The sequence below is a fragment of the Chitinophaga ginsengisoli genome, assembly GCF_003014595.1.
GTDB lineage: Bacteria > Bacteroidota > Bacteroidia > Chitinophagales > Chitinophagaceae > Chitinophaga > Chitinophaga ginsengisoli.
On the sequence record NZ_PYGK01000007.1, the window covers coordinates 243,559 to 258,387 of the forward strand.

Annotated in this window: 9 protein-coding genes; all 9 read left to right on the plus strand. The window is 43.7% G+C overall.

The window, feature by feature from the left end:
• Window positions 1–37: 37 nt before the first annotated feature.
• Entirely contained in the window at window positions 38–1,225 is a 1,188-nt protein-coding gene (locus CLV42_RS18720; RefSeq protein WP_106603453.1) for a hypothetical protein, read from the plus strand.
• Window positions 1,226–1,331: 106 nt separating this feature from the next.
• Window positions 1,332–1,703 (plus strand): VOC family protein, encoded by a 372-nt coding sequence (locus tag CLV42_RS18725; RefSeq protein ID WP_106603454.1) that lies wholly within the window; start codon window positions 1,332–1,334, stop codon window positions 1,701–1,703.
• Window positions 1,704–1,895: 192 nt separating this feature from the next.
• Window positions 1,896–2,345, plus strand: a complete 450-nt coding sequence (locus CLV42_RS18730) for a MarR family winged helix-turn-helix transcriptional regulator (protein ID WP_106603455.1) — start codon at window positions 1,896–1,898, stop codon at window positions 2,343–2,345.
• A gap of 310 nt (window positions 2,346–2,655) precedes the next feature.
• Window positions 2,656–6,669: a hybrid sensor histidine kinase/response regulator transcription factor gene (locus CLV42_RS18735; protein ID WP_170117566.1), complete on the plus strand. Its 4,014-nt coding sequence runs from the start codon at window positions 2,656–2,658 to the stop codon at window positions 6,667–6,669.
• A 128-nt stretch (window positions 6,670–6,797) separates the two neighbouring features.
• On the plus strand, window positions 6,798–6,983 hold the full coding sequence (locus CLV42_RS18740) for a hypothetical protein (protein WP_106603457.1): 186 nt from the start codon (window positions 6,798–6,800) through the stop codon (window positions 6,981–6,983).
• Between the two features lie 349 nt (window positions 6,984–7,332).
• Window positions 7,333–10,491 (plus strand): SusC/RagA family TonB-linked outer membrane protein, encoded by a 3,159-nt coding sequence (locus tag CLV42_RS18745; protein WP_211303485.1) that lies wholly within the window; start codon window positions 7,333–7,335, stop codon window positions 10,489–10,491.
• A gap of 27 nt (window positions 10,492–10,518) precedes the next feature.
• A complete protein-coding gene (locus tag CLV42_RS18750) occupies window positions 10,519–12,096 on the plus strand; it encodes a RagB/SusD family nutrient uptake outer membrane protein (RefSeq protein WP_106603458.1) in 1,578 nt (525 codons plus the stop codon).
• A 22-nt stretch (window positions 12,097–12,118) separates the two neighbouring features.
• Window positions 12,119–13,336 (plus strand): glycan-binding surface protein, encoded by a 1,218-nt coding sequence (locus CLV42_RS18755; protein WP_106603459.1) that lies wholly within the window; start codon window positions 12,119–12,121, stop codon window positions 13,334–13,336.
• Window positions 13,337–13,414: 78 nt separating this feature from the next.
• A complete protein-coding gene (locus tag CLV42_RS18760; protein ID WP_106603460.1) occupies window positions 13,415–14,818 on the plus strand; it encodes a cellulase family glycosylhydrolase in 1,404 nt (467 codons plus the stop codon).
• Window positions 14,819–14,829: the final 11 nt, after the last annotated feature.

The window sequence follows — 14,829 nt, forward strand, 5'->3', positions numbered from 1 at the left end:
CCAAATACGTTATACCTATTACTGTAAATTATCCCTGATGAAAAATATTAGCTGGCTATTTGTATCCATGTTCACGCTCTCTGCAACTATTGCAAATGCACAATATACTGATGATAACGTGACTACATCCGATCATCGTAAAGCCAAAGACCCATTTAAGACAGATAGCAAATCCATAGATATTGACAGTAGCAAACTCACTAAAATTTACCTGCCAGACTTCAATACTGAAACATCCAATAATGTAGCTGCAAGCGGGATAGATATATCACGCATAGAAATAATGAATGCAGTAAGCGACTCCTCCATATTAGGTTACATACAAACAGGCATGTTCAATAAATGGAAGCCAGCAGCTGCAGACAAGCCCCTTACTGAATATCTGCAATCTTTTGTAGACAAACGGTATACTCCCATATATAAAGTGGGTGCAACAAAACTCCTCTGGGTTATACAAGAGGTACGTATAGGTGAGCGAACATTTAGTATGAGTGAGCGCGGCTTCCTGCATTTCAAAGCAATCTCCTATATCGGCGATAGTAATGGCAAATTCAGACAGGTTGCAGTACTGGATACCATACTTATAAGAGGCGGCATGGACGTCACGCACAAACATGGCGATAACATAGCAGATGCATTACAGCTATTATTCGCCAGATCTTCTTCAGCATCACAAGCTAACGACACTGGATATACAATATCCGAAATAAGGGAAAAAGCATTAGCACGCTACAATGTACCTGCTTTGCAGGCAAAAGAGCATACAGATGGCATTTATTTGACTTTCCAGGAGTTTATTAACGACAAACCGTCCATTACTAATATCGCATATGATCTTGATAAAAAAGTAGTACGCTTCTTTTATACAGATAGCACAGGAAACAAAACCTATATTGATAAATTCTGGGGAGTGCGGAAAGACGGTATGTTGCTTAAACAGTATTATAATCTGTTCATTCCTATAGATCAAAATCAGACTAGTATCTATCTGGTAAATTATCTTGCTATCTCACGCCGTAATAATACTGCAATTGCCTGGAGAGCCGTAGGCGCAGGATTTGCAGGAGGGCTTGCAGGAGGACTTGTTGGAGGGGCTATTTTAGGCGCTTCCGGAGCTGCCTCAACGACAGGAGGTATTCCTTTGGTAGAGAATGTTCCATATATCCGGAAGAAAGCACCTTTCGCTACCCGCGTAGATATTGAAACAGGCGAATTCTCATTGTAATTTTCTATTACCGCTAACGTTCGGGCAAATCCATCCAGGCCTAAAAAAGATTTTTTATTGTAAAAATAGTCTTTAATTTAGTAGTCGCGACAACTAAATAAGAACTATGTCAAATCCAACACAACTTAGCTTTGTTTCACTCCAAGTGACTGATCTTGAAGCATCCGGAAAATTTTATACCGAAATTCTGGATTTTAAACCGGTTTTAAAATCGCCACCCGATGCTATCGTCTTTGAGCAAAAAAATGGGGCGGCTTTCGCTATCAGAAAGCCAATGATTGAACTTTCCAAAGCAAATTTGCTAGGTTGGGGAGTAGCCGTTTGGTTTGGAATAGGCGACCTGGATGCATTTCTGGAGAAAAATAGAGAAAAAATTTCTATTGTCAAGGATATCCATCCAACGCCGTTTGGAAGAATCCTGGTGATATCCGATCCTGACGGTTACGCAATTACTTTACAGGAAACCAAGGCAGATTGATAGCAACAAAATTTTGGGTAGTGGTCACATCGCGTGACCACACCCTTCATAGTGCAGGCTGAAATCAGACCATTAATTGACAATCTTGAATTTATTAAAGGCAAGAAAAGTGGGGTTATATCTCTAGAACTGGTTATTTTGAGATCAATAAACATGATTTCGATTTGATTGAATCGTATATGCGCAAATGAGATGGATACACAAGATCAGATATTCTCCTATATAGAACCAGAGGAAAACAGCGGGTACTTGCTTTGGCAAGTGACAATGCAATGGCAGTTAAGCATGAATAGAGCACTCGGAAAAATGGGGCTCACGCTAACTCAATTCTCTTTAATGGCAGGCCTATATTGGTTGAATAAAAAGAAAGGAGCAGTTACCCAGCAGCAATTGGCGGATTACGCTAATACCGATAAAATGATGACTTCTAAAGTGTTGGCAGTTTTAGAAGAAAAACAGATCATAGAAAGAATAAAAGATCCAGAAGATAGTCGTGCGAAGCAATTAAAAATTACCGATAACGGTGAACAGGCACTAAGAGCGGCGTATCGTATTGTTAAAGAAGTGGATGATGTGTTTTTTAAAGATGTAGTGAAGGATAAGGTAGTATTCGATGGTTTACTTATGAGATTAATAAAGTAAATCCGATAAATAATGTAACTTTTTGTTAATGTGCCCCAAATATTGACTTTCGGTGTCGTCTGGCTCCTTTGAGAACTGCGGATTTATATTTTCCCGGTTATCAGTTATATTTGGAACCAGGCTGAAATTACCAGCTATAAACGGACTGACATCAGTCCTTTCCCTATCATGGGAGTTTTTGAACAATGAACGTAAAATGGCACAGTCTGCTCCACATTATGTTAGATTAGTCTTTGTCGCAGTTGTTTTTTTGCTGCTGCCGGTTTGGGTTTTCGCTCAGAGGGACCGCTATAATTTCTCCAGACTTGATATGCACAACGGCCTTTCACAGAACCGTGTGAATGCCGTGTTGAAGGATCCTGATGGGTTTTTATGGTTTGGCACCGTGGCAGGGCTGAATCGCTATGATAGATATACCTGTAAGATATTCCGAAGGGATCTCAAAGATACCTCATCGCTGAAGGATAACAATGTGCTGGCCCTTTATGAGCTTCCTGATAGAAAGATGTGGGTATCAACAATGGGAGGTTCATGCATTTATAATCCGGATATAGAAGGATTTGACCCGGATTATTTTAAATATTTGCAGCTCCTGGGTTTACCTCCTGGTACGATTGCAGGTATCGTAAAAGGGAACAATGGCAGATACTGGTTTCTTTACAACGATAGAGGTTTATATCTATATTCGGCTACTGATAGAAGGGCAAGGCCAATCTTTCGGCAGGACACGCTACATCCTCCTGAAAAGATCACTTCCGTTAAAGAAACAAATGACGGAAAGTTGTGGATTGTATACCAAAATGGTTTTTTGCAGAAATATGACATCGCATCAGACAAAGTTATATTTTCCAGCACTGCTTTACAGGACCTGCATAAAGGAAATAATTTCAATAGCCTTTTTATAGATAGTGATGGAGATGTTTGGATCTGGTGTTACACGTATGGCGTTTTTCTTTTTCATCCACAGAACAATACGATTAAACCATTTAATAAAAATTCCTCACCAGCCAGGCTGAGTTCAGAACTGGTAAGCCAGATCGTTCAGGATAATAATGGGATTATCTGGGTAGGAACGGACCATGGCGGAGTAACCCTGATCGATAAAAAAAACAACTTTCAAACCAAATACCTGCTGAATGATGCAGAAGATCCCAAAAGCCTGAGCCAGAACAGCATCAACACCATTTATAAAGATGATAATGGCATTATCTGGCTGGGAACATACAAGCAGGGGGTAAATTATTTGAACAGCAGCATCGTACAATTTCCACATTATCATCGCCAGGAAATGAATGCAAAGAGCCTGCAATACGATGATGTAAATCGTTTTGTTGAAGATAAGGCTGGTAATATCTGGATCGGGACGAATGGCGGAGGGCTCATTTATTTTGATAGAAAGAACAACACTTTCAGGCAGTATCTGCACGATCCAAATAATCAAAACAGCCTGAGCGCTAATGTAGTTGTAAGCTTGTGGATCGATCATACGGGTGTACTCTGGATTGGAACTTACCTGGGTGGTCTTGACAGTTTCGACGGAAAGAAGTTTACGCACTACCGGCATGACGACCGTGATTCTTCCAGCCTGGGGGATGACAAGGTATGGGAGATATATGAGGACCGGGACCTGAATTTATGGATAGGTACATTGGGCGGCGGCCTGAATCGTTTTAACAGGAGTACAAACAAGTTTGACCATTACAAAAGCAGGGCAGGAGTAGCACTTCCCGATTACATTTTCAACGTCCTGGAGGATGAAAAGGGTAATTTATGGATCGGTACAAACGCCGGGGTGGTCGTTTTTGAAAAAAATAGAAGCATGCCGGTCTTTTATCAGCATGCAAATAACAAAAACAGGTTAAGCAGTGATATCGTTTCCTGTCTGCTGGAAGACAGCAAGGGACGTATCTGGGTGGGGACGTCAGAAGGTTTGAATTTGTTTAATGAGCAGACAAAAGAATTTCAAGTATTCACTACCTCAGATGGCTTACCGGATAATATGATCCTGGATATTCTTGAAGATGATCATCAGACATTCTGGCTTTCTACCCCCAGTGGGTTATGTAATGCCATTCCAAAACAAAATAATAGCGGAATTACTTTCTCTATTATCAGCTATGATGAAACGAATAATCTGCAAAACCGTGAATTTAATGACAATGCAGCACTCAAAACACGGGCAGGTGAATTGATCTTCGGAGGTCCTTTTGGTTTTAATATTATTGATCCGGCTAGTATAAAAAAGCCGGCCTACCATCCTAAAATTGTGTTTACGGGCCTGCAGATCTTAAATAAATACGTAGCACCCGGTGATCGGATCAATAACAGGATCCTGTTGCCACAATCTTTGTCGAAGCTGCAACATGTTGACCTGAAACATAAGGAGAACGTATTCTCTATTGAATTTGCTTCACTTGATTTTGGTGGTAATACTTATGATAAGTATGCATACATGCTGGAAGGGTTTAATACCGATTGGTTTTATACCGATGGCAGTGAAAGAAGGGTTACTTATACCAATCTTAATCCTGGTCATTATATTTTTAAAGTAAAAGTCTTAGACCGGGATGGTTCCTGGAGCGGTGTTAAGACTTTGCAGATCAATATTGAGCCGCCATTTTGGCGAACGCCTGTTGCCTATATTATTTATATGTTGATTGCTGCGGGATTATTTTTGCTGGCCCGGCGTATTACTTTAGACCGGATACGCATGCGCTTTGAGGTACAGCAACAACGGAGGGAAGCGGAAAGGGCACATGCGCTGGAACAGTTAAAGACAAAATTCTTTACCAATGTAAGCCATGAATTCCGTACGCCGTTAAGTCTTATCATTGCTCCATTGGACAAGATCATAAAGCATACCAGGGACGAGGAACAGATAAAGCAATTAAACCTGGTACAGCGTAATGCAAAACGCTTATTGAACCTGGTAAACCAGCTGCTGGATTTCAGAAAGATGGAAGTACAGGAAGTAAGATTACATCCTTCCATAGGCGATATTGTGAGGTTTTGCAAGGATACCAGTTACTCTTTTACTGATATCGCAGAAAAGAAAAAGATTCAATTTTCATTCTCTGCTAACATTGAAAGTCTGGAAATTTATTTTGACAAGGATAAAATCGAAAAGATCCTATTCAACCTGCTTTCGAATGCGTTTAAATATACACATGATAATGGCGCTGTGAGCATTAACCTCGTTTATCAGTCGCCGGTGAATAATGAAGGGGATGGAACACTGGCCATTGAAGTGAAAGATACCGGTATCGGAATCCCGGTTGGCCAGCATGAAAAGATCTTCGAACGGTTCTTTCAAACGGAGGTCCCGGAAAGCATGGTAAACCAGGGAACCGGGATCGGGCTGGCTATTACAAAAGAGTTTGTAAAACTCCATAATGGGGTCATTACCGTAAAAAGTGAGCCCAATCACGGTACCTGCTTTACCGTGCTGCTTCCTGCAAAGAAAATATATGAATCTTCGGTCCGGGCTGTAACGACCCCTTTAACAGCAGAAAATGAGGAACCAATCGTATTAGAAGAAGGTAAAAAGGGTGATAAGAAGAAAACTATACTCATAGTGGAAGACAATGAGGACCTGCGCTTTTATTTAAAGGACAACCTGAAAGGGCAATATCATATAGAAGAAGCTACCAACGGAAAAGAAGGCTGGGAAAAAATAAAGCTGCTAAACCCTGATCTGGTAGTGAGCGACATTATGATGCCTTTAATGGACGGGGTTGAGCTGGCTAAGAAAATCAAGGCGGAAACGCTCACCGCTCATATTCCCGTTGTTTTACTTACCGCCATGGGCAGTGAAGAGAAACAGCTGGAGGGGTTGAAAGCCGGTGTGAACGACTACATTACAAAACCGTTCACTTTTGAGATCCTGGCTTCCCGCATCAACAACCTGCTGGTACAGCAAAAATTATTGCGAAAAAGATTCCAGAAGCAGATTGAGGTCAACCCCGGGGAGGTTACTATCACCCCTGTCGATGAAAAATTCCTGAAACAGGCTTTGGACACTGTTGAAAAGCAAATAGATAACCCGGATTTTTCGGTGGAAGATCTCAGCCGGGAAATGTGCATGAGCCGTGTGACCTTTTATAGAAAGATAGTGTCACTTACCGGGAGGTCGCCATTAGAATTTATCCGTTCCATCCGTTTGAAAAGAGCAGCTCAATTATTAGATAAAAGCGGAAGGTCAATTGCCGAAATTGCATACGAGGTAGGATTCAATGATCCCAAGACCTTTTCCAAATTTTTCAAGGAAGAGTTTAATATGCTACCCTCACAATATATAACAAACATTAAGAATAAAAGTAATTAATTCCTTTTTTTTCCAAGGGATGGCGATGAAAACCAGCCATTTGTAACATTTAGCCCCCCCATTTGAAACATTCGACCGCCTGCTTCCAGATAGTCTCGTCATAGCTTTACAGCATTTAATCCACGTGTATGAAATGGAGATTGCTGCTGTTTAGCCTGTTGGCTTCTACGTTTTCAGATGACTTATTGGCAGTGCCACCTGCCTATACAAAACTTCCTGATGGCGTAATACTTTATACAGCCCCTCTGCTTAAGGGCTCACCTCATGTCGTTAAACAGGAAGTGATGGCCGGTAATATTTACAAGACTATGTGAACTTATTGGGATCGTTTGCGCGGAGCCATTTGTATCATTCTGCCCCCCTGATTGAATCATTCGACGCCCCGATTCCAAAGAGCACATGAATATCTTTATAACAATTAATCCACGCATATGAAATTACAACTGCTACAGCTTTGTCTGTCTGCCTACGCCTTATTCAAGGCTTTATCGACAGGTTTTCCTGTTCATACAGAAGATCCCGACCGTCAGCCTACAACTCCGGTACCTATACCAGCCGGCTCGTTTCAAACAGTAGACCTAGTGCCGCGCCAAATAAAGCGCCATCCCCGCTAAGAATTCCTTGCCGGGGGACAATAATCCAGTCAAGTTAAAATTATTAAGTATGAATTCAACCAAAATGATTCGCTCGCGAATACTGCCACTATTGGGTATTCTTTTGGGATCCCTGTTCAGCATAAACCTCTCTGCACAGACAATAAAGATCAGTGGTAACATCATTAATCAGGGGAACTCAACGCCGGTTCCGGGAGCAACAGTTAGTGTAAAGAGTACCCACCGCTTCGCGATCACCGATGAAGCGGGAAAGTTTACGATCGACGCGTCAACCGGAGACGTATTAGTGATTACAATGATAGGTTACCAGAAAAAAGAAGTGGTTGTTGCTAAAAGCACTTCCATTCAGGTGAAACTGGCTGAAAATGTTTCACAGCTGGAGGACGTGGTGGTAATCGGGTATGGTAAAATAAAACGGCCGGACGTTACTGGTGCGATATCTTCTGTTTCCGGTGATGAGATCCGTAAAACACAACCTGTAACCTTTGATCAGGCCTTGCAAGGAAAGGTTCCGGGGCTGGTAGCTCAACAAATATCAGGTCAGCCGGGTGGAGCAGTGTCCGTTCAGATCCGGGGCTTGTCTTCTTTCAGCGGAGGCTCGCCTATGTATGTAATAGATGGGGTTATTATCGGCGGCACGGCCACATTGGGCTCAGGTGTCAATCCATTAGCCGGTATCAATCCTTCTGAAATTGAATCCATTGATGTTTTGAAAGACGCATCTGCAACGGCCATCTATGGATCTCAGGCAACAAATGGTGTAATAGTAATAACAACCAGGAGGGGAAAGGTGGCTCCGCCAAGCATTTCTTATGATATGTATACAGGCTATCAGCAAATAGCAAAAAAGCTACCTGTAATGAATTTAAGAGAGTATGCGGCCTTTATAAACGAAAGAAATACAGGTTTAGGCTGGGGATTTGATACCCGGCCGGAGTTTGTAAATCCTAAGTATCTGGGTGAAGGTACTGATTGGCAAAAAGAGCTCTTTAGAAATGCGCCAATGTCCAATCATACGCTGACCATCAGTGGGGGAGATGTAAGAACACAGTACCTATTGTCCAGTTCTTATTTTAAACAGGAAGGGATTGCTCTGGGGTCCGACTTCCGCAGGATCTCACTAAGGCTGAACCTTGACAATAAAACGACCGATTGGCTAAAGGTCGGCACCAGCCTGCAACTTGTTAGTATCAAAGAAAATGTGAATTCAACCAGTTCAAACGTAATCAGCACCGCATTAAGTCAGACGCCGGATATAGCTGTAAAAAATGAGGATGGTAGTTGGGGAGGTGCCTATAATCCGAATGGATGGGTCAATAGTACGGTGAACCCGTATGCGATAGCCCTCATTAATAAAGACCAGGCAAACAGGAAACAGCTGTTTGGTAATTTATATGCAGAAATTGCCTTTACCAAAGATCTGGCGCTCCGAAATGAGGCAACGGCCAGCTTTTCAATGGCAACGGAAGACCGGTTTAACCCTTCCTATACCTTCGGCCTGGTAAAAAATAATACGAACAGTGCCTCTTATAATTTTTCGCAGAGCCTGTTTACAACTATAAGAAACTATTTTACCTATTCACACCTGTTCAAGGATAAATACAATGTAAACGTATTGCTGGGGCATGAAGCGCAGCTAAGCACCAGTGAAAATAGTTCTGCGGGAAGATCGAACTTTCCGTCCAACAATGTGCAGGTGATCAGTAGCGGAGATCCAACTACCGCTACTAACTCAGGCAGCAAGGCACAAAGCGCCCAGGAATCATACTTTGGCCGTATCAATCTGGGGATCAATGACAAATACCTGTTTACCGCCAATCTCCGGGCGGACGGATCTTCAAAGTTCGCTCCCGAAAACCGTTGGGTGAATACCTACTCCGGAGCATTTGCGTGGAAGATCAATAAAGAAGGATTTCTGCAGTCTGCAAAAAATATTAACGAATTAAAGCTGCGCCTGGGCTATGGTTTAACGAACAATCAAAATATCCGGGATTATGCCTATACCTCTACATTGGCTACTGTAGCCACCGGGCTCACGGGCATTGCGCAGCTTACACAGAATGTAGGAAATCCATATGTACAATGGGAAAAAACAAAATATGCAAACATAGGGCTGGATGGTACACTTTTAAACTGGAGATTAAACTTCTCTGTTGACTTTTACAATCGCAGAACCGATGGTCTTGTATTACAGATCCCATTACCATTGTATTCGGGTACGGCCATTGGCTATTCACCCGGCTCGCTGGATGCCCCCTATGTTAATGTAGGTACAGTGAATAACAAGGGTTTTGACTTCCGGATCAGTTCAACCAATGTTAAAAGCAAAAGCTTCACCTGGAAAACGGATGTAACCGTTTCGCGCAATATTAATGAGGTGCTGAAGCTCAATACGGATGGCGCTTCACTGGACCGGCCGCGCAGCAAAACTATTGTGGGCAGGTCTATTGGTGAGTTCTATGGATATGTCATTGACGGAGGTGTATTTGCAACGAAAAAAGATTTGGAAACGCACGCATTACCCACTAAAAATGGTGTGGCCTTGCCGGTAGGCGCCGCCGGTGGTAGCATCTGGTATGGTGATCTGAAGTTCAAAGACTTTAATGGTGATGGCATTATTGATGAACATGATCAAACCTTCCTCGGCTCTCCCATACCTAAGTACCAGCTGGGTCTAAATAATACCTTCTCTTATAGGAATTTTGATCTGAATATATTCTTTACTGCAAACGTCGGCAATAAAGTATATAATCAGTTGCGCGTGAATGGAGAATACCCGGGGACAAGTTTTGGCTATCTCAGAGCACTGATGAACTACGCAAAACTGACTTTGATTGACCCGAACAAATCTGCTACCGATATTAATAATATACAGGTGACAAACCCCGGTACCATGATCCCCGGAATCAGAAATGACAATACCAATGATAACAACAGGAACTCTGACAAGTTTGTAGAAAACGGCACATTCGTACGATGCAAGAATATTTCACTAGGATATACGCTCCCTGAAAGGCTTATTGAGAAAGCCAGTATTAAGTATGTGAGAGTTTATTTCAATGTTTCAAATGCTTTCATTATTACAAAGTACAAGGGTATGGATCCGGAGATCGGATCGTGGGATCCACTAAGCGCAGGTGTTGATGGCGGTTATTATCCGCAGCCCCGGGTGTATACCATTGGTGCCAACATCAAATTGACTAAGTAAATATTCATCTGTTTAATATAAATAGTTATGAAAACGATATTTAAGAAAATAATTGCTTTCCTGTTAACTGCAATGGTTATGACAGGATGCTCCAAAGGCTTTTTAGATCGTCCACCCATGTCGCAGATAAGTGCCGATAACTTTTATCAGACTTCCAATGATCTTAGATTGGCAACCGCCGCACTATATGCCGGTTCACAATGGGCAGACTGGAATTACACCTGTTATTTACCTGTTGGGGATGTGCTGAGTGGCAACATGGCGGTTGGTTACTGGGGAGATGCCGTGCAGCTTAACACTTTTACGGTTACCGGCTTGAATGGTATCATGATCTCCAACTGGAAAGGAATGTATAGTGTCATTGCACACTGTAATGTTACTATCAATGCCATCGCACAAAAGGCGCCCGCTTCCATTCCCGACAAAGACAAGAACGCTGCTATTGCTGAAGCCCGTTTTATACGTGGCTTTGCCTATTATAACCTGGCCGTGTTATGGGGCGCTGTACCTGTTATTGAAGACAACAGTAAGCTGATTATATCTCCACTCATCAACCGTGTAAAAACGGAGGACGTATATAAATTCGCCATTAAAGACCTGACTTTTGCAGCAGAAAATCTTCCGACTGCAGACGCAGCAGGAAGAGTCACTACCTGGTCGGCACAAGGCATGTTAAGTAAGGTTTATTTAACAGCAGCAGGATTAAACCAGGCGGGCGGTACCAGGGATCAGGCGTACCTGGATAGTGCAAGGAAATATGCAGGGAATGTGTGTAAGAACAGTGGCTTGGCGCTGGTAGCTAACTATGCCGACCTTTTTAAGACGCAGTTTAACGATAACCCCGAGTCATTGTTCGCATTGCAGTGGGCCCCTGGTGGAGGATGGCTGGAAGGGAATATGCTGCAGATCTATTCTCCCGGAGGAACAGAAATATCAGCCAACGGATCCGCAGGCTGGTTTGCCATCAGTCCAACTGTAGATATGTACCAGCTTTACACCACAAGTGATTCTGTAAGGCGTAAGGCTACGTTTATGATCAATGGTGATTATTACTCCGAGCTGAACGCAGCGGGTGGCGGATATAAATATACAGGCAACTGTGGATTGAAGAAGCATATTATAGGCACAAACAAGGATAATAATGCCCCCACCATGAACCTGACCTCCTCTGCAGAACATAATGCATTATTAAGATTGGCAGATGTCTACCTCATTTATGCGGAAGCTATACTTGGTAACAACGGCTCCACCGCAGACGGTGATGCGCTTCTTTACTTTAACAAAGTTCGCTCAAGGGCCGGCATTGACCCAACTACTAAAATAGATATTGATACCCTGATTAATGAAAGACGCATTGAACTGGCAGGAGAGGGACAATATTGGATAGACCTGGTCAGGTTGTCTTATTACAATCCGGCAAAGGCCATCAGTAAATTAAACGGGGAAAAGCGCGTAACATTCACATTGTCAAATGGTGTTTTAACACCTGCAGCGCCATATGGTGTTATTACACCGGCCAGCATTCAAAGCTTCACTTTCCCGCTACCTTCTTCTGAGGTTACTGCCAATCCGAAATTGTCGGAACCTCCGGTATCATATTATTAAGCCATACTAAAAACATTATACCGTGAATAAAGTAATATTCAACCAGCATTATAGCAGACTACTGTTCCTGGCACTTGCTACGGCTTTTGTGTGGATGCAATCCGCCTGTAAGAAAGAGGTGACGGAAGGCGCTCCTGTTATAACCAGCGTCAGGAATTATGCAGCATCACCTGCAGATACGCTTGTGAATGACATTACCACCGGTCAATGGGTGGTACTGATCGGACATAACCTGAAAAATGCTGTACAGATCTCCTTCAATGGCATACCTGCCACCATCAACAGTACCATGTTCTCTGATACCAGCGCTACCGTGCTGGTCCCTGCGGTGATACCGTTTCCCTCGGTGTCGCCAGCAGATCTGAACACGATCCGTTACGTTACCCGACAGGGGGCTACTACCTTTACATTTGATATTGTGGCCCCGCCACCCACCATCACAAGCATTTCCAACGAAAATGCCAATGAGGGAGATTCCGTTTATATCTACGGGTTGAACTTGTTTTTTATAAGCGAGCTCACTTTTGCCGGTACGTCGATTACCGATTATACTACAGCCGGTGATGGTACTGCCATCGGGTTTGTGTTGCCGGCGCTCACACAGGGCGGCCCGGTGGCGGTGAGTACAAAATCCGGTAGGGCCACCACTCCCTTCAATGTAAACGATGCTACAACAGGTGTTCTCTGCGATTTCGATAAGATAAATACTTTCAGCTGGGGCACCGGCATTGATAACAGCAGCGCCACCTTTCCCGGCAACAGAGGTAATTACGCGGTGCTGAGCAATGATGTTCTACCTGCCGGCGATGGTACCTGGTGGGGCTGGCAACGCAGCATAAATACCAACGATGTACAGTGGATCCCTGCAGACAGTTTAAGTCTTCCCCTTGATGATTACGCCATTAAGTTTGAGATCAACGTACCCAGCACATGGACTGGCACTTCCATTTATATCATAAAAGGTTATTCATTTGACTATATGGCCCGCTATGAGCCGTGGCAAGGTGCCAATGGCACTGTCTCTCCCTTTGTCACAAAGGGCTGGCGTACGGTAACCATTCCATTGTCGATGTTCAGGAGCAATGACGGTAAAGGTTCAGCACCAGCAAACCTGACCGGTTTGCTGGGCGCTACTGCCACCGGAGCGGTAAATATCCAGACCAAAAACTTTTCCGCTTTACCATCTGCTTCCGGCCTGCAGGCAGCTATTGATAATATCAGGGTGGTGAAGATTAAATGATGCCAATTTTTAAACTAAATACACAATATGAAAACCAGGAGTTGGTGCGTGTTTACAGGCCTTATAATTTTGGCTGTAATGTCTGCATACTGCAGTAAAAAGAGTGTTATTACACCTGAATTGTCGGTTTCTTTATCTGAAATTACTTTTCAGGCGAACGGGGGCACATCGGATGTTACGATCACCAGTAACGTGCAATGGAATATCAGTAATCCGGCTTCTTCCTGGTTGCAATTAAGCCAGACAAGCGGTAATGGTAGCAAAGTCCCCATCCGGCTGACCGCAACGGCTAATACCACCGGCGCTACCCGTTCGGCAGTACTGGAGGTTAACGCGGGCAACAGCCAGGTGCGCAGGATTAACATATCACAGGCCAGCAGTTTATATCCGGGCTATAACGTATCGCCCGCACCAGCTGATGCAACAGGCATGGGAAGTACGGCCGTGCAGTTGGCTGCCAAATTTAAGCTGGGCTGGAACATAGGAAACACGCTGGACGCAATTGGTGGAGAAACAGCCTGGGGTAATCCTTTAATTACCGAGAGTTACATCCAATCTGTAAAGCAGCAGGGATTTAATGCCATCCGCCTGCCCTGTTCATGGGACAAGCATTCCGACAAAGCTACCGCTAAGATCCAGGATGCCTGGCTAAGCCGGGTAAAACAGGTGGTTCAATATTGCGTCAACAACGATATGTATGTTTTGCTTAATATCCACTGGGATGGTGGTTGGCTGGAAAACAATATTAACAGCCAGAAGAAGGATTCTGTCAATGCCAAACAACAGGCTTTCTGGGAACAGATTGCTACCACCATGCGCGATTTTGATGAGCACCTGATTTTTGGAAGCGCCAATGAACCCGCTGCCGACAATGCCGATCAAATGGCAGTGCTCAGCAGCTATCATCAAACCTTCGTTAATGCAGTGCGGTCCACCGGTGGGCGTAACAGCTACCGGGTGCTGGTGGTGCAGGGACCATCAACGAATATTGAAAAAACTAATGACCTGATGAATGTCCTCCCCACAGATCCCGTGAAAGACCGGATGATGGTGGAGGTGCATTACTATTCCCCCTCCCAGTTCTGCTTGCTGATGGATGGCGACGCTTCCTGGGGTAAAATGTTTTATTACTGGGGCGCAGGGCATCATTCTACCATTGAGCCTGACCGGAATGCCACCTGGGGAGAGGAGAGTGATGTAAACAGCTCTATGGCCAGAATGAAAACGAAATTCATCGATAAACAGATCCCTGTTATAATGGGCGAATATGGCGCTTACAGGCGTGACAACAGTAAGTATGTTCCTAAAGACCTGGCCACCCACAACGATGCGGTGGATTATTGGTTGACCTATGTAACTAAACAGGCCATTGCTAATGGTCTGAAACCCTTTTACTGGGATACGGGCGGTGCTTTGGACAGGCGGAATAATACCGTGCTTGATAAACGCACTATTGACGCCATTGTTGCGGGCGGTAAATAGTTAAACATGAA

What these genes read in the sequence shown, in the direction of transcription:
- CLV42_RS18720 (WP_106603453.1), top strand. Translation starts at nt 38, where the DNA reads ATGAAAAATATTAGCTGGCTATTTGTATCCATGTTCACGCTCTCTGCA.
- CLV42_RS18725 (WP_106603454.1), top strand. Translation starts at nt 1,332, where the DNA reads ATGTCAAATCCAACACAACTTAGCTTTGTTTCACTCCAAGTGACTGAT.
- CLV42_RS18730 (WP_106603455.1), top strand. Translation starts at nt 1,896, where the DNA reads ATGGATACACAAGATCAGATATTCTCCTATATAGAACCAGAGGAAAAC.
- CLV42_RS18735 (WP_170117566.1), top strand. Translation starts at nt 2,656, where the DNA reads ATGCACAACGGCCTTTCACAGAACCGTGTGAATGCCGTGTTGAAGGAT.
- CLV42_RS18740 (WP_106603457.1), top strand. Translation starts at nt 6,798, where the DNA reads ATGAAATGGAGATTGCTGCTGTTTAGCCTGTTGGCTTCTACGTTTTCA.
- CLV42_RS18745 (WP_211303485.1), top strand. Translation starts at nt 7,333, where the DNA reads ATGAATTCAACCAAAATGATTCGCTCGCGAATACTGCCACTATTGGGT.
- CLV42_RS18750 (WP_106603458.1), top strand. Translation starts at nt 10,519, where the DNA reads ATGAAAACGATATTTAAGAAAATAATTGCTTTCCTGTTAACTGCAATG.
- CLV42_RS18760 (WP_106603460.1), top strand. Translation starts at nt 13,415, where the DNA reads ATGTCTGCATACTGCAGTAAAAAGAGTGTTATTACACCTGAATTGTCG.